General features: G+C 63.9%; 11 protein-coding genes and 1 pseudogene. 9 read left to right on the top strand and 3 right to left on the bottom strand.

Features of this window, described 5'->3' with window-relative positions:
• Window positions 1–307 precede the first annotated feature (307 nt).
• From ACQ86E_RS27990 to ACQ86E_RS27970, 5 genes are all read left to right on the top strand, one after another.
• Complete coding sequence (locus ACQ86E_RS27990; protein WP_431202731.1) at window positions 308–3,112, top strand: ATP-binding protein; 2,805 nt, start codon at window positions 308–310, stop codon at window positions 3,110–3,112.
• Between the two features lie 152 nt (window positions 3,113–3,264).
• A complete protein-coding gene (locus ACQ86E_RS27985) occupies window positions 3,265–3,729 on the top strand; it encodes a (2Fe-2S)-binding protein (protein ID WP_431202730.1) in 465 nt (154 codons plus the stop codon).
• Between the two features lies 1 nt (window position 3,730).
• Window positions 3,731–3,886, top strand: a complete 156-nt coding sequence (locus tag ACQ86E_RS27980) for a hypothetical protein (protein ID WP_431202729.1) — start codon at window positions 3,731–3,733, stop codon at window positions 3,884–3,886.
• Complete coding sequence (locus ACQ86E_RS27975; protein WP_431202728.1) at window positions 3,883–5,985, top strand: molybdopterin cofactor-binding domain-containing protein; 2,103 nt, start codon at window positions 3,883–3,885, stop codon at window positions 5,983–5,985. Before ACQ86E_RS27980 ends, ACQ86E_RS27975 begins: the two co-directional genes overlap by 4 nt.
• Before the next feature lie 168 nt (window positions 5,986–6,153).
• Window positions 6,154–6,627: a hypothetical protein gene (locus ACQ86E_RS27970; protein WP_431202727.1), complete on the top strand. Its 474-nt coding sequence runs from the start codon at window positions 6,154–6,156 to the stop codon at window positions 6,625–6,627.
• Window positions 6,628–6,933: 306 nt separating this feature from the next.
• On the opposite strand, the gene ACQ86E_RS27965 is transcribed toward ACQ86E_RS27970, so the two are convergent.
• Window positions 6,934–8,493, bottom strand: coding sequence for an acyl-CoA carboxylase subunit beta (locus ACQ86E_RS27965; RefSeq protein ID WP_431202726.1), 1,560 nt, complete (start codon window positions 8,491–8,493; stop codon window positions 6,934–6,936).
• Window positions 8,423–9,398, bottom strand: a pseudogene (locus ACQ86E_RS27960) (IclR family transcriptional regulator). The gene ACQ86E_RS27965 and the pseudogene ACQ86E_RS27960 overlap by 71 nt, the downstream one beginning before the upstream one ends.
• 94 nt (window positions 9,399–9,492) lie before the next feature.
• On the opposite strand from ACQ86E_RS27960, the gene ACQ86E_RS27955 reads away from it, so the two are divergent.
• The 4 genes from ACQ86E_RS27955 to glsA all read left to right on the top strand — a co-directional run bounded on the left by ACQ86E_RS27955 (window position 9,493) and on the right by glsA (window position 15,211).
• A complete protein-coding gene (locus tag ACQ86E_RS27955; RefSeq protein ID WP_431202725.1) occupies window positions 9,493–9,714 on the top strand; it encodes an acetyl-CoA carboxylase biotin carboxyl carrier protein subunit in 222 nt (73 codons plus the stop codon).
• A gap of 166 nt (window positions 9,715–9,880) precedes the next feature.
• Entirely contained in the window at window positions 9,881–11,047 is a 1,167-nt protein-coding gene (locus ACQ86E_RS27950) for a TAXI family TRAP transporter solute-binding subunit (RefSeq protein ID WP_431202724.1), read from the top strand.
• Between the two features lie 228 nt (window positions 11,048–11,275).
• The gene (locus tag ACQ86E_RS27945; RefSeq protein WP_431202723.1) at window positions 11,276–13,348 is read left to right on the top strand and encodes a TRAP transporter permease; all 2,073 of its coding nucleotides are present in this window, start codon (window positions 11,276–11,278) and stop codon (window positions 13,346–13,348) included.
• 21 nt (window positions 13,349–13,369) lie between these two features.
• Window positions 13,370–15,211 carry a glutaminase A gene (gene glsA, locus ACQ86E_RS27940; protein ID WP_431202722.1) on the top strand — a complete coding sequence of 614 codons (1,842 nt, stop codon included), beginning with the start codon at window positions 13,370–13,372 and terminating at the stop codon, window positions 15,209–15,211.
• Window positions 15,212–15,346: 135 nt separating this feature from the next.
• Here glsA and ACQ86E_RS27935 read toward each other — a convergent pair whose 3' ends face one another.
• The gene (locus tag ACQ86E_RS27935) at window positions 15,347–15,874 is read right to left on the bottom strand and encodes a carboxymuconolactone decarboxylase family protein (RefSeq protein WP_431202721.1); all 528 of its coding nucleotides are present in this window, start codon (window positions 15,872–15,874) and stop codon (window positions 15,347–15,349) included.
• Window positions 15,875–16,101 lie beyond the last annotated feature (227 nt).

Here is a 16,101-nt window from a genome sequence, read left to right as displayed (position 1 = left end):
TAACCTTTGTTGCGGCCGGGTTTGGGATGGCTTCGCACAGTCCGTTATCCGGACGCGCCAGGCACGAACCGGTGGCTTGTCATCGGCCGTGCCTCGCGGCCGCACTGGCTGGCTCTTTGCCACTCTGACGGCCCAGACCGGACTTGCAAAATCGCACGACGCATCCGCTGCCGCGCCGATACGCAACATGGCCAGACCGCGCCCGATGCCATAAACTCTGCATCGGACGTGTTGGGAGGCCACCTTGCGCCCGATCAGCGAAGGCGCTTACTTTTTTGACGAGTATCGTTTTTTTCCCCGGAGACAGTTGCTGCTGCGGGGTCAGGCTCCGGTTCGGGTCGGGGCGCGCGCGCTCGATCTGCTTCAGGTCTTGCTCGAACGGCAGGGTGAACTGGTCAGCAAGGCCGATCTGATCCGGTTCGCATGGCCCGACACATTCGTGCATGAGAGCAATCTGAAAGTGAATATCGCGGCCCTGCGCCGATCACTGCCGCAGGACCAGGCCGGACTTCCCTACATCGTCACCGTTCCCGGCCGCGGCTATCGCTTTGCCGCACCCGTGCGGTTCGAGACGGCGTCTGCCTCGTCGGCAGCGCCCTCCCATGACGGCGGCTTGGAGCGGCAGCTGCAAGGGTCACACCTGCTGATCGGACGCGAAGACGATCTCGGCGAAGTCACCAGGCGCGTGTGTGATCGCGGCTTTGTCACCATCGTCGGTCCCGCTGGCGTCGGCAAGACGAGCCTCGCCGTCGCAGCCGCGCGGGAGCTGACAGAACGCTTCAACGACGGTGTCTGTTTCGTCGATCTCGCTGCGATCAATGATGCGCAGTTGGTGTGCGCGGCCATCGCGTCCGCCCTGGGCTCCGCCGCCGGCGTCATCGATCTGCTCGTCGGGATCGTCGACGCTGTCCGGTCCAAAAACATGCTGCTCATCCTGGACAATTGCGAGCACGTGCTGACGACCTCGACGCTCGTGGCCGAGCACATGCATCTCGCGGTGCCCGAGATCGGTATCATCGCGACCAGCCGCGAGCCGTTTCGATCGAAGACCGAGAATGTGTACCGGCTTGCCCCGCTTCGCTGTCCCTCGGATGAGGTCGGCCTCGACGGACGACAGGCCATGGCGTTCCCGGCGGTCGAGCTGTTCGTCACGCGTGCGCAGGAGGCCGCGGGCTATGGTCTGAGCGATCCCGACGTCTCCGTCATCGCCGAGATCTGCCGGCGGCTGGATGGAATTCCTCTCGCGATCGAGCTTGCGGCGCCGCGGCTGAAGAGCTGCGATCCAGCTTCCCTGTTACGACATCTTAAAGGCAGTTTCGATCTCCTGAACTACGGTCCGCGAACCGCGCCGCTTCGACACCAGGCCCTGCAGGCAACGCTGGACTGGAGTTATCGGCTTTTATCCGAGGCCGAGGCCTCACTGTTGCGTCACCTGTCCGTGTTCGCCGGACTGTTCACGACCGAGGACGTGCTCGGCATCACCAGCGACATCGTCGCGTCGCCGGGCGAGACCGCCGCTTGCCTCGACAACCTCGCATCGAAGTCGCTGGTCTCGCAGACACTCTCGGGCGGCAAGGCTGCGTACAGGCTGCTCGACACGACCAAAACCTATGCCGCAGAGCGGCTGCGTGCGGAAGGTGAACATAGGCGCGCCTGCGAGAGCCATGCCGTCTATATGCTCGACCTGTTCGAACGTGCCGAGGCGGAATGGACGTGGGTGGCACGGGAAGACTGGATGACGACCTACGGCCGGCGCGCCAACGACCTGCGCAACGCGATCGACTGGGCTTTCGGCGCGGATGGCGACGTCGAGACTGGCCTCCGACTATCCGCCGCAGCGATCCCGCTCTGGGATGAACTCTCGTCGGTGGCCGAATGCCGGCAACGCGTGCGCACGGCGCTGGACGCCGCAGAGCTGACGGCTCGTCCAGATCTCGAGGTGCGGATGAAGCTGGCGACTGCCCATGCCCGAAGCCTGACTTTCGCCGAACGGCTCGATCCGGAGGCCGAAGGCGCCTGCCGCGAAAGCGTGAGGCTGGCCGAACTGAAGGGCGATGCGGACTATCAGCTCCGTGCGGTGTGGGGCCTTGCGGTCCTCCAGTCATTCGCCGGGCGTCACCGCGACGTTCTGGCGAGCCTCGATCGCTTCGATGCGATCTGCGAGCGGACGAAGGATAGCGCCGCCGCATCCTCCGGCGCGCGGTTTCGCATCATGACGCAGTTTTATCGCGGCGATATCGTCGGCGCCCACGCTTCCCTGAAGCGGCTCGCCAGACAGCACGACAGTCCTGCGGAGCGCGCGCGCATATCGCGCTTCCAAGTCGATCCCTACGTGGTGATCCGCGTCTCGCTCGCCTTCGTCGGATGGGTACGCGGGGATACGCTCGAAGCCGTCAAGGCTGCCAGAGCCGCCGTCGACGGCGCCGCCGCAACCGAGCATCTGGTGACCCAGTCCAACGCTCTTGCCCTGGCCTCCATTCCCGTTGCGATCTGGAGAGGCGATATCGACACGGCCGAGCAGCATCTCAACCTGCTCGACGACAATCTCAACCGGAGAAACCTCGCGAGCTGGGCTCCGCTCAGCCACTTCTTCCGCGCTGTGATAGGGCATCACCGCGGAAGCGCGGATGCGGTCGAGCCGATGCGCGTCGCCGCCAACGAGATCCTCGACAGCAAATTCCTGATCCGCGCGCCGATCTACCTCGGCATGCTCGCCGAAGCGGCGCTGCAGCGCGGCCGGATCGAGCTTGCGCGCGAGAGCATTGCAGCGGCCATCACGCATGCGGACCAACTGGATGAGACCTGGTGCCGGCCCGAACTGCTACGGGTCCTGGGGTGTATCGAAGTTCAGCAGGGCGATCGCGCGCGCGGCGAGCAGGCCCTGATCGGCGCGGTGCAGACCGCCGGAGCGTCAGGCGCCCTCTCCTTCCAGCTCCGCGCCGCGACCGACCTCGCCAATATCTGGACGGAGAGCGGCGCTGCTTCTGCGGCCGGAGCGATGCTCGATCCAATCTGCCGGCAGTTTGCTCAGGACAGCACGGGCAAGGACGTCGCGAGAGCGCGTCGCCTGCTCGATCGTTTAGAGATCGAGGCCTCATCCGGCCGCGCGTAGTCTCCCTGAATGGACCGAACATGATTGCGTGCCGGCCGTGCTGGCCGCGCCGGTTCCATATGCCCTGACCGTACGTTTTTACCACATTTAACCGCAGGCCTTTCTTCGCCTCGCTAGATTGTCCTCGCAACGACTTGCAAGGACGCACCGACATGATCGAGCTCACCGTCAATGGGACCAGGCATCGAGTTGATGTCGTTCCCGAGATGCCCCTGCTCTGGGTCCTGCGCGACGAGCTCGGCATCACCAGTCCCAAATACGGCTGCGGGGTCGCGCAATGCGGCGCCTGCACCGTTCACATCGACGGCAAGGCGGTGCGGTCCTGCCAGTCGCATATCGGCGAGGTCGCCGGCAGATCGGTCGTCACGCTCGAAGGCCTCGACAACAAGGACCAACACCCGGTCGTGCAGGCCTGGATCGAGCATCAGGTTCCGCAATGCGGCTACTGCCAGACCGGCCAGATCCTGCAGGCGATCTCGCTGCTTACGAAGATACCCAAACCGACGGACGAGCAGATCGATCAGGTGATGTCGGGAAACCTCTGCCGCTGCGGCACCTATCCGCGCATCCGCGCGGCGATCCATGCGGCCGCGGCCAAGAAAATGGCGGAGAAGTGATATGGGCCATATGCAGAACCTGTCGCGCCGCGCCTTTGTCTTCGGCTCCGCCGCGATGGCCGGCGGCATTGCCTTCGGCTCCTATAGCGGTGCTGAAGCGGCCGCACCGGCGGCCGGTGACAATCCCTCTCCGCCGGCCTCGGGCCGAACTCCGTGACTTTCAATCCCTGGGTCGAGATCAGTCCGGACAAGATCACGCTGATCGCCCAGCATGCCGATATCGGGCAGGGTGTCGGCTCGGTGCAGCCGATCATGATAGCCGAGGAGATGGACCTCGATCCCGGCCAGTTCGAAGTTCGCTTCGCTGGTCCCAGTCCCGCCTATTTCAACACCGGGTTCAAGGAGGAACTGGCGCCGTTCCTCGCCTCGGATCAGAGCCCCGCGGCCGAAGCGGGTCGCGCCGCGGCGCTCGAAGGTCTTCGAAAGTCCGGCATGCAGATGACGGGCGGCTCAAGCACGATCCCCGACACCTATGAGAAGCTGCGCAAGGCCGGCGCCATAGCGCGTGAAACGTTGAAGGCCGCCGCTGCCAAGCGTTCGGGCATCGCGGTGGCTGACATCCGTACCCGATCCGGGCACGTGATCCTCCCCGACGGCAAGAAGATTCCCTATATCGAGCTCGCGGCCGACGCCGCCGGGATTCCTCCGGTGCTCGATGCGCAGACGCGCGATCCCTCCACCTGGCGCTTGATCGGCAAGCCGATGATGCGCCTCGACGTTCGCGCCAAGGTTCTGGGCGAGTTGAAGTTCGGCATCGACATGAAGATGGAAGGCATGCTGTACGCTTCCGTCAAGCTGAACCCCAACAAGGGGCAGCCGCTGAAATCCTATGACGCAAGCGTGGCGCAATCGATGCCGGGGGTCAGGAAGATCCTCGAAATCAAAAATGGCATTGCGGTGATCGCCACGAACAGCTGGTACGCGATGAGGGCCGCCGATGCCGTCAGGTGCGAGTGGGCGCCTTCAGTGTACCCCGCCGAGCAGGCGGACCATTGGAAGGTGCTGCAATCTTCGTTCAAGCCTGAGTTCCTGGGCAAGGAATGGCGCAAGCTCGGCGATGTCGAAGCCGGCCTGAAGACGGGAACGCGGATCGAGGCGGAATATCGCGCGCCCTATGTCGCCCATCAGCCGCTCGAGCCGCTCAACGGGATCGGTCTCGTCACCGACAAGGGGATGGAGATCTGGGTCGGCCACCAGAGCCCTCAATTCGTGCAGCATGTCGCGGCGACCGCGATCGGCTTGAAGCCGGAACAGGTCGCCTTCCACAATCAGTGGAGCGGCGGGAGTTTTGGCCACCGCCTCGAGTACGAGAACGTCCGTGTGCTTGCCGAGATCGCAAACCAGATGCGCGGCACGCCAATCAAGCTGGTGTTCTCGCGCGAGGAGGATTTTCTCCAGGACATTCCGCGGCAGATCGCGATCGCCCGGCACAGAGGCAGCATCGACAAGGGCAAGATCGTCGCGGCCGATCTGCAGCTGGCTTCGACGGCACCGCTCAAGGGGCTGCTCGAACGTTCGGGCGCCCCCTCGAAGGATCCCGACGCTCAATTGGCGGCCGGCCTCTGGAACGTCTACTACGACATCCCCAATTTCCGGGCCACGACTTACGAGGCGCAGGGGCTGTCGCCGAGCACCACCTGGCGGTCCGTGGGCGCCTCGACGGCCGGCTTCTTCACCGAGAGCTTCATCGACGAGTTGATCCACGCCGCCGGGCTCGATCCGATGAAGGCGCGGATCGCGATGTGCAACGTGCCGCACTATCGCAAGTTGCTGGAGACGCTGGCGGAGATGTCGAACTGGAAGGGGCCGCTCGGCAAGGGAAAAGGGCGCGGCGTTGCCTTCGTGGAGTCGTTCGGCACGCCGACGGCTGAAGTGGTCGAGGTCACGAAGACCGCCCGCGGCATCAGGATCGACAAGGTCTGGGCCGTGGCCGACGTCGGAAAGGTGATCGACCCTGTCAATTTCGAGAGCCAGATGCAGGGCGGCGTCGTCTGGGGGCTTGGCCACGCCATCAATTGCGAGCTCACTTACGCAAAGGGCGCAGTGCAGCAGACCAACTACAACCACCACGAAGCGATGCGGATCTACCAATGTCCGGTGATCGAAGTTCGCGGGCTTGAGAACGATCCAAAGGTGAGAGGCGTCGGCGAGCCGCCCGTCCCTCCTGCGGCACCGGCGCTCGCCAATGCGATCTTCGCGGCGACCGGGAAACGGATTCGCGAAATGCCCTTCAACAAGTTCATCGATTTCGTGTGAGGCGAGCCATGACGAGGTCTCTGATCGCGGTGATCATCGCCGCTTCATCGATCGCGGTTCTCACCGGGATCGTCGCAGCCAAAGACGAAGCCTCCAAGGGGGCGCCGCTGCCGGGCGGCGTCAGCCGCGCCGACGGGCTGGAGGCCTGGAAGCGAGATCGAAGCAGTGGTGACCCATCCGCGCTGCGCGAACTGCCACGTCGATGCCAAGGCAATCCCGATATGGACACCGGCAGGCGAAACCAAGCCCCGCGTTCATGGCATGAATATCCATGGCGGAGAGAGCCGCATCGGCGCTGAAAAGCTCGCCTGCTCGACCTGTCACATGACCTCAACCCAGGCGAACGAGCCGGCGCCGGCGCCGCCGCGCGCCGGAATCGACTGGCAGCTCGCCCCGGTGGCTTTCATCTGGTTCGGCAAGAGCGGCGCCGAGATCTGCGCGCAACTGAAAGATCCCAAACGCAATGGCGGTCGCGACGCGGCCGGTCTCGTCGAACACCTGCGGCACGATGCATCGTTAAATGGCTTCATCCCGCGCGGATGGGCCCCCGGCGCGGGCCGCACGACGCCACCGGGTACGTTCGAGGACCACGTCAAGGACATGGCTCTGTGGGGAGCCGCCGGACAACCCTGTCCGAATTGATGCTCTGTGTCACCGCAGGCCGAGCGCTTCTCGGCAGACTTCAGGTGCCGGAACCGAAGCGCTACGGCTTCCCCGAAACGCCCGTGCGTACCCGATCGGCGAACCAAACTGCAAGAATCGAAACGAACGACAGACAAAAGAATATGCCGGCCCAAAGCAGCGCGTTTCCCGCGTTTGTCATGACGTCTCTCCCTTTTAAGAGCGAGACGTTCGCAGAGAATTGGACGCGTGGCATTGCGCTGGATCAATTCTGCCCAGGCGCAATCGGGTCGAAAGCCGACACCAGCAGCTCGCAGCGATCGCGAGCTACGGCCTGATCGTCATGTTCTCCGGTGGCCCCGCCTTGCGCAGCGGCTCAGCGAGCCGCGCAAACTCGCACAGCAGCGACCTCGTCTTCCTGGGATCGATGATCTCCTCGACCCAGAACTTTTCGGCCGAGCGGAACGGAGAGCGCAGCTTGTTGAGGCGCTCCTCGATCTCCTTCAGCTTGCCTGCCTTGTCCTCGGCAGCATCGATGTCGGCGCGGTAGGCGGCTTCGATGCCGCCTTCGAGCGGCAGCGAGCCCCAATAGGCCGACGGCCAGGCGTAGCGGATCGAGAAGCGGTCCGCCGGCTGATGCACCACGCCGGCGACGCCGAAGGCGTTGCGCAGGATCACCGTGCACCAGGGCACCGTGGTCTGGTTGACAGCGGTCATGACGCGAACGCCGTGGCGGATGGTGCCCGCCTTTTCGGCATCGAGGCCGATCATGAAGCCGGGGCAATCCATGAGATAGACGATCGGCAGATGGAAGGTCTCGGCGAAGTCGACCCAGCGCACCACCTTCTGGCAGGCATCTGCGGTCCATGAGCCGCCGTAGTGGAAACTGTCGCTGGCCAGCACCATCACCGCCCTGCCCTCAAGACGGGCGAGACCAACGATGATCGGCTTGCCGAAATTCTTGCCGACCTCGAAGAACGAGCCCTTGTCCATGACAGACTCGATGATCGGCCGGATCTTGTAGACCTGCTTGCGGTTGCGCGGCACCGCGTTCATCAGCGCTTCTTCGCTGCGCTCGGGATTGTCGGCGCAAGGCAAAGTCGGCGGCAGCTCGTAGACCGATGACGGCAGATAAGAGAGGAAACGCCGTGCGCAGGCGAACGCCTCTTCTTCCGTGTCGACGGCATGATCGACCGCTCCGGCGCGGGTCTGGATGTCGGCGCCGCCGAGTTCTTCCTTCGTCAGGTCCTGCCCCAGCGCCTTCACCACGGGCGGGCCTGCGACAAACATCGCGGACTTCCTTGTCATGATGGAATAATGGCTGGCGGCCAGACGCGCGGCGCCAAGGCCGGCAACCGAGCCGAGGCCGAGCGCTACCACGGGAACGCGCGACAGGTTTTCTGTCGTGAAGCGATACCAGCGGGTGCCGCCGATGCCTCCCGGCAGATTCGCCGCGCCCTTGGTTTCGATGGTCTTGACCGAGCCGCCGCCGCCGGAGCCTTCGATGATGCGGATGATGGGCAGGCGGAAGTCGTGCGCCATCTCCTCCGCCATCAGCGGCTTGGCCGAGATCGACGCATCCGCCGAGCCGCCGCGCACAGTGAAGTCGTCGCCGACCACGACCACGGTGCGGCCGTCGATGCGTCCGCGGCCGAACACGCAGTTCGCCGGCGTCAGTTTCTGCAACTCGCCGCTGCTATCGTACTCACCGATGCCGGAGACGGCACCGATCTCGTGAAAGCTGCCTCTGTCAGTCAGCTTGTCGATACGCTCCCGAACAGTCAGTCGGCCCTGGTCATGCTGACGCTTGACCTTGTCAACGCCGCCCATCTCCCGCGCGAAGGCTTCGCGCCGGGCGAGCTCGTCGAGTTCCGGCTTCCAGTTCATTCACTCCCTCCGAATTGATCGGCTTGTTATTGTTATGCACGGCTATTGCGACCGGTTTGCGCGGGATACGGGCGTTGAAGACGTCGCCTTCCGCGCCTTCCATCAGGCTGCCGAGCGAGCGGCCGAGCGCGACCATCAGCGGCGCGACTTCGGCATGCAGACGCTGCTCGTCATACATCGCCGCCAGAAGGCCGATCGTGATCACCACGAAGGTCTGGTACTGCGGCGACCAGATCGGCACCGCGAGCCCGTTGATGTGCGGACTCCACAAGCCGCAGGCCACGACATAGCCCCGCTCGCGCAGCGACTGCCGGTTAGCTTCCATGCGGGGCCGCAGGATTTTTGCAGCTTCGGGGGCATCCCGCTCCATGTCGTTGACGAAGGCATCGCCGACTTCCGGCGACAAAGCAGCCGTGTAGGCCGCGCCCGCCGCGGTCGAGGCCATCGAAATGCGGCTGCCGGTGCCCTCGTGCAGACCGAGCGCGGCGGCGGAGCGCGCGAACTGGAGATAGACGAGATGAAGCCGATCCGGCACGACGAAGCCGACCGTACCAGGCAATTGCTCGGCGACTTCCTGGAGTCGCTGGCGGATCATGCTGCGGAGCTGCGCGCCCTTCATCATCGAGGCGCTCATCGCCACCGCGCTCGGGCCGATGCGATACTTCTGATCGCGCGGCAGATAGACGAGCTGTCCCATCCGCGTCAGCGTGTGCGTGAGCCGCGACACCGTCGAGCGCGGCAGACCGCACCGATTTGAAATCTCGAGATTGCCGAGGTCGAGCCTCGTGGCCCTCGAAGCATCGCAACACGTCGAACGCGCGCGACACCACCTGGATGACATCGCCCTCGCCGGCGTCGCCAGCGAGTGCACCTTGCCTACTCAACCGCTCCGAACGTCGTCCCATGTTCCCTACCAGTTGTTCCGCTGTGCGGAATTAAATTCCACTTGCAGACGACGCTACCTCACTCATTTTGCAACGACAACAAAAAGGCGATGGCATGCCAGAAATTAAGATCGTCACGGAGATCGCGGGTCGCATCTGCGCAACTCCCGTGCAAGTTGGAGGAACTGTTGCAGATGGCGATGAAATTGTAGTCGTCGAAGCGATGAAGATGGAGATCCCCGTGCCGTCGCCCGCGAGCGGCACGATCACGTCGCTACTCGTCAAGCTCGACGACGTCGTGGCCGAAGGACAGGCGATCGCGATGATCGCGAACTGACTGCATTCTTCTTCATTTCCGCGACAATGTGTCTGCTTCATTGCTGCGTTCCCGGTACGACGTTGCCATCGCTCGATCGCGGTGACATGATCGACTCGAATAAAAAACTGTTTCAAACAAAGAACGAAAATCTCCGCGGAAAAAGGCGGAGATCGTGGAGGGAAACATGCTTCGTGGGCTGATCATGCTCGCGCCTGCCTTGGTTGCGGGCGCTTCTTTTGTGTCTACACGCTATGCATTCGCCGATGACATCAAGCTGCCGGCGACATTGACGTTCACCGCCTATGACACCGGCACCGCCGGCTTCAATATCGCGGTCGGCGTCGGCAAGATGATGAAGGACAAATACAGCACCGACGTGCGCGTGCTCCCCGCAGGCAACGATGTCGCTCGTCTTGCGCCGCTGCGCGCCAAGCGCGCGGCGTCTGCCGCGATGGGATCAGGGACCTATTTCGCGCAGGAAGGCGTGTTCGAGTTCGGCTCCAGGGAATGGGGCCCGCAACCGCTTCAGATCATGCTCTCGTCCGTCGACTGCAATTGCGGCACGCTCGGCGTCGCAGCGGATACTGGCGTGAAGGAGCTGAAGGACCTCAAAGGCAAGCGCGTCGGATTCGTCGTGGGCTCACCGGCCCTGAACCAGAACTCGCTGGCGGTGCTCGCCTTCGCGGGACTGACGCAGAAGGACGTCAAGGTCGTCGAATTCGCCAGCTACGGCGCGATGTGGAAAGGCCTGATCAACAACGACACCGATGCGGCCTTCGGCACCACCATCACCGGTCCCGCCAAGGAAGCCGAGACCTCGCCGCGCGGACTGGTCTGGCCGCCGCTGCCCGCCAAGGACAAGGAAGGCTGGGCGCGAATGCAGAAAGTCGGCTCGTTCTTCTTCCCGCAGACCGCCACCTGCGGCGCGGGCATCACGCCCGAGAAGCCGATCGAGCTCGGCAACTATCCCTACCCGATCTTCGTCGCCTATGCCTCGCAACCGGCCGATCAGGTCTATGCGATGACGAAGGCGATGATCGTCAACTACGACTCCTACAAGGACTCCGCGCCCGGCGCCGGTGGACTTGGTGCCGACCGCCAGACCAAGAACTGGGTGGTGCCCGTGCATCCCGGCGCAGTGAAGGCCCTGAAGGAAGCCGGGCAATGGAACGACGCGCAGGACGCGCACAACAATAAGCTGATCAAGCGGCAGGAGGTGCTCGGCGCGGCCTGGGCCGATTACGGCAAGTCCAATCCGCCGGCGGATGACAAGGCGTTCCTCGACGGCTGGATGAAGGCGCGCGCCGCGGCGCTGGCCAAAGCCGACATGCCGAACGGGTTCGAGGAATAAAAACCAGATGGGCTTGTTGGCTGCGACACGTGAGGTGTGCTCCCTCCCCGCTTGCGGTGGAGGGTGTCTCCACAGCGGGATTTCCCCAGAGGAGAAAGCCCTCACCCGCCGCTTCGCGGCGACCTCTCCCGCAAGCGGGAGAGGCTCTGGAGCGCGCGGCTGCCCTCGTCTCAATCAACTGCTACTTCTCGTTAGCCGATTGTTACCAGCCCACGCGCGGGGTCGATCATGTCTGCTTCAATCTCCACCGCCCCGCAGGACGAGGCCAAGCGGATCGTGTTCGACGATCCGCATGGCGCCGCCGGCAACATGCAGGAAGCCGAGGTCACGCGCGTTCGCACGCTTCGCGGTGCATGGCGCTGGCTGCTGGTGGCTGCGACCGCGGCGACGATCCTGCTGTGCATCAATCAGCAATTCTCGCTGCGCTTCTTCATTGGCTACACCCAGCTCAACACCGAGTATTTCTATCTCCTGATTGCGCTGATGCTGCCGTTCACGTTCCTGGTCTTTCCGGGCACGGAGCGCGCGCCGCTCGACCGCATCCCCTGGTATGACCTCCTCTTCTTCGTCGCGACGTTCGCCGCCGCGCTGATGCTGATGTCGAACGTGCGCAAGGCGGCGGAGGCCGGCTGGGAATTCGGCGGCGCGCCCAACAATGTGATTGCCGCAGGCCTCGTCATGTGGGCGATGCTGATGGAGGCACTGCGCCGCACCGGCGGCTGGAGCCTGCTGCTCAGCGTGTTTCCCTTCACCGTCTATCCGCTGTTCGCGGAATCAGGTTGGCTCGGGCCATTCCGCGGCACGCAGTCGACGCTGGAGCAGGCGACCGCCTATCACGTGCTGTCGGGCGAGAGCCTGCTCGGTATTCCCATCCAGGCCTTCGCCGACACCGTGATCGGCTTCCTGGTGTTCGGCACCGCGCTGATGATGACGGGCGCCGGAAAGTTCTTCATCAACCTTGCCTTCGCGCTGTGCGGCACGTTCCGCGGCGGCGCGGCGAAGGTCTGCATCTTCGCCAGCGGCCTGCTCGGCATGATGTCGGGCTCGATCATCTCCAACGTGCTCACCGCGGGCACCATGACCATTCCCGTGATGAAGAAGAGCGGCTTTCGCGCGTCCTATGCCGGCGCGATCGAGGCCTGCGCCTCCACAGGCGCGGTGCTGGCGCCGCCGGTGATGGGCGCCACCGCCTTCGTGATCGCCCAGTTCCTCAATGTCAGCTATGCCGACGTCGCGCTCGCTGCGATCATTCCCGCCACGCTCTATTACATCGGCCTGTTCATGCAGGTCGATTCTTACGCCGCGCGGCACGGACTGAAGGGAATTCCGCGCGCCGAGCTGCCGCGGATCATGGATACGATCAGGGACGGCTGGTACTACGTCTTCGTCATCGCGCTGCTGGTCGTGATGCTGCTCTACTTCAAGCGCGAGAGCCACGCGCCGTTCTTCGCCACTGCGCTGCTGCTCGTGCTCAATCAGCTCTTCTCCAAGGACACGCGCTGGACGCTCGCAACCATCGGCAAATTCCTGGAGGTCAACGGCCGCACCTTCGTCGAGTTGGTCGGCATCCTCGCCGGCTGCGGCCTTTTGATCGGCGCCTTCTCGATGACCGGCGTGGTGTCGAGCCTTGCCAACGACCTCCTCCAGATTGCCGGCGACAATCCGCTCCTGCTGCTCGGCATGTGCGCCCTCACCAGCCTCATTCTCGGCCTCGGGCTGACGACGACGGCCTGCTACATCTTCCTGGCCATCCTGGTCGCACCCGCGCTGGAGAAGCTCGGGCTCAACAGGATGGCCGTGCACATGTTCATCTTCTACTGGGGAATGCTGTCGTCGATCACGCCGCCGGTCGCCATTGCCTCTTTCGCGGCCGCCGGCATCGCCGGTTCGCCGGCGATGAAGACGGGTTGGGAATCGATGTGGGTCGGCAGCATCATCTATTTCATCCCGTTCTTCTTCGTGCTCAATCCGGCTCTGGTGTTGCAAGGACCGAGCCCCTATCTCGTCGGTCTCGGCCTGATGGCGCTCGCCGCGTTCGGGACGCTGTTCATCTGCGGCGGCATCCAGGGATATCAGCCGTTCGTCGGCGATCTGCGGGGGGCCGGCGCGCTGGAATGGCCCTTGCGGGTGCTGCTGGTGATCGGCGGCTTCGTGGTGGCAACCCCGGGCGGCGGGATCATGCCGCTGTCGCAGATCCAGGTGACGATGCTCGGTCTCGGCATCCTCATGCCAACGGTCCTGGTCGCGCTCGTGCTGGTCAGGCGGCAAAGCCCGATTCCGAACGGGTTGCGCGTACCCTGATTGCGTTGCACAAGGGAGGCGATGACATCGCCGCCCGCCTCCGCCTGGACCCGCTCGAAACCGCCGCTGCTGCGGTTTCTCGACACCTGTCTCAACGAATTCTCGGCCGAAACCTCGGGCCACGTCGCCGACTACATCCCCGAGCTCGGAAAGGCCGACCCTGCCTATTTTGGCATCAGCCTCGCCACGCTCGATGGCCATGTCTACGAGGTCGGCGACTCCCGGGTGCCCTTCACCATCCAGTCGATGTCCAAACCGTTCGTGTTCGCGCTGGCCCTGGATCTTCTCGGCGCCGGCCGGGTCGAGAGCGCGATCGGCGTCGAGCCCTCGGGCGATCCCTTCAACTCGATCCGGCTCAATTCCGACAACCATCCGTTCAACCCCATGGTCAATGCCGGCGCGATCGCCTGCACCGGGCTGATCTACGACAGCAAGGGCGCGGATGCCTTCGAGCAGATCCGGCTCGCGCTCAGCCGCTTTGCGGGGCGCGACCTCGCCGTTGACGAGGCCGTCTACACGTCCGAGAGCCAGACCGGCGACCGCAACCGCGCCATCGGCTATCTCCTCAAGACCAACGCCGTGATCTCAGACAATGTCGCCGGCGTGCTCGACGTCTATTTCCGGCAATGCGCGGTGCTGGTCACGGCGCGCGACATCGCCGTGATGGCGGCAACGCTCGCCAACCGCGGCATCAACCCGGTCACGGGCGAACAAGTGATGAGCGCTTACGCGATCTCGCGCACGCTCTCGGTGATGACGTCATCAGGCATGTACGACTATGCCGGCGAATGGATCTACCGGATCGGCATTCCCGCCAAGAGCGGCGTCGGCGGCGGCATCCTGGCGGCGCTGCCCGCCCGGCTCGGCCTCGGCAGCTATTCGCCAAAACTCGACAAGCACGGCAACAGCGTGCGCGGCATCAAGGTCTGCGAGGCGCTGTCCTCGCACTACGACCTCCACATGCTCAACCGCAGCGACGACGCGCGCAATGCCGTCATCGCCGATTACGACATCGGAAAGAGCCCGTCCCGCCGCGTCCGCCGCCCGCAGGAGCGCGATATCCTCGCCGCCCATGAGCAGGAGGTGCGGATCATCGAGCTGGTCGGCACGCTGTCGCTGTCGGCGGTCGACTACGTTTCCCGGCGGCTCGCTGGACGGCCTCGGCCGCAATTCGTGATCTTCGATCTGCATCGTGTCACCTCCACCACGCGCGCCGGCGCGCGACTCGTGGCCGAAGCGTTCGAAGAACTCGCCGCGCTGAACGTGACGGTGGTGCTGTCAGGCGTCAGGCGCGCGTCGAAGGAATGGAACACGCTGCGGGAGTGGACCGCGGAGCTGAAGAACGTCCGCGACTTCTACCTGCTCGACACCGCGATCGAATGGGCCGAGGACCAGATCGTCTACCGCTATGGCGGCTCGATCGACTTCCACGAAACCACCGAGTTGTCCGAGCAGCCGCTGCTCGAGGGCCTCAGCGAGGAAGAGCTGACCGACCTCGCCTCGATCTGCAGCATCCGGACCTATCAATCCGGCGCGAGGATTCTCACCACCGGCGACCCCGCCGATTCCCTGTTCTTCCTGCGCAGCGGCGCCGTGCATGTCACCCTGCCTGACGGCGTGCGGCTGGCGACGCTCACCGCCGGCATGGCGTTCGGTGAGATGGCGCTGATCGAGACCACACGCTCCGCCGACGTCTTCGCAGACATGGCGGCGACCGCGTTCGAGGTCCCCCTGAAGGATTTTGAGCGTTTCCGCAGGCAGCACCCGCGCGCCAGCGAGCGTGTCATGCGCAACCTTGCGCTGCTCCTCGCCGACCGCCTGATCGTCGCCAACGCCAAGGTGGATATTTTGACATCGACGTGAGCTTTGTGGCCCCCTCTCCCGCGTCATTGCGAGAAGCTCTTGCGACGAAGCAATCCAGACTACCTCCCGGAAAGATTCTGGATTGCTTCGCTGCGCTCGCAATGACGGAGTATGCGGAGAAAGCTCGCGCTCTCTTCAGCCCACCACTTCGGTGACTGGCTGGAGATCAATCTCGAACGTCTCCAAAAACTTCGACGTCATGATGTAGAATCCGACCGAGAGCTGAAGCTCGACCAGCGCGGCCGGCGTCAGCTTTGCCGCGATCGCCTTGAAGGTCGCATCGGTCGGCTTCCTCAGCTTGACGATCTCGTCGGTGAAGGCGAGCGCGGCGCGCTGCAATTCATTGAAGCAGGTCGCGGCCTGCCAGTTCTCGAGCGCCTCGTTCTGCTCGTCGGTGACGCCGACATTCTTGCCGATGCGCTTGTGCGCGACGATCTCGTACGGTGCCTCGCACAGAATGCCCGTGCGCGTGATCGCGAGTTCGCGCACGACCGGATCGAGTTCGCCCTTGTGGCGGATGGCGCCGCCGAGGCGGCAATACTGCTCGAAATAACTCGGCGAATGCGACATCATCCGGAAGATGTTGGCATTGCGGTTCTTGTCGAGGATTTCGCGGGTACGGTCCGATGCCTTGGACGGGTCGCTGTAGTCGATGCGGGCCATGATTTTCCTGAGTTTTCTCTGCCTTGGGCTTTTGATGCTCTTTGTCGTTGCCGGAATAGGTCCCGGGAAACTCTATGCGCGCGCAACCTTGGGAGCAACATGATCGAGTCAAAATGCCGCCGCATTGCTGATCGACCTTGGCACAGTCGATATTCGCAGCATGGGGACACATTGCAGCGGATACTCGAAGTGGGGTGTTCCGAGTAAAAACAATTGGCCGTCGGGTG

The organism is Bradyrhizobium betae (assembly GCF_050632175.1).
In the GTDB taxonomy this organism is placed as follows: Bacteria; Pseudomonadota; Alphaproteobacteria; order Rhizobiales; family Xanthobacteraceae; genus Bradyrhizobium; species Bradyrhizobium betae_B.
The sequence above is the reverse complement of the archived record's forward strand: the minus strand, read 5'-3'. Positions and strand labels throughout refer to the sequence as shown.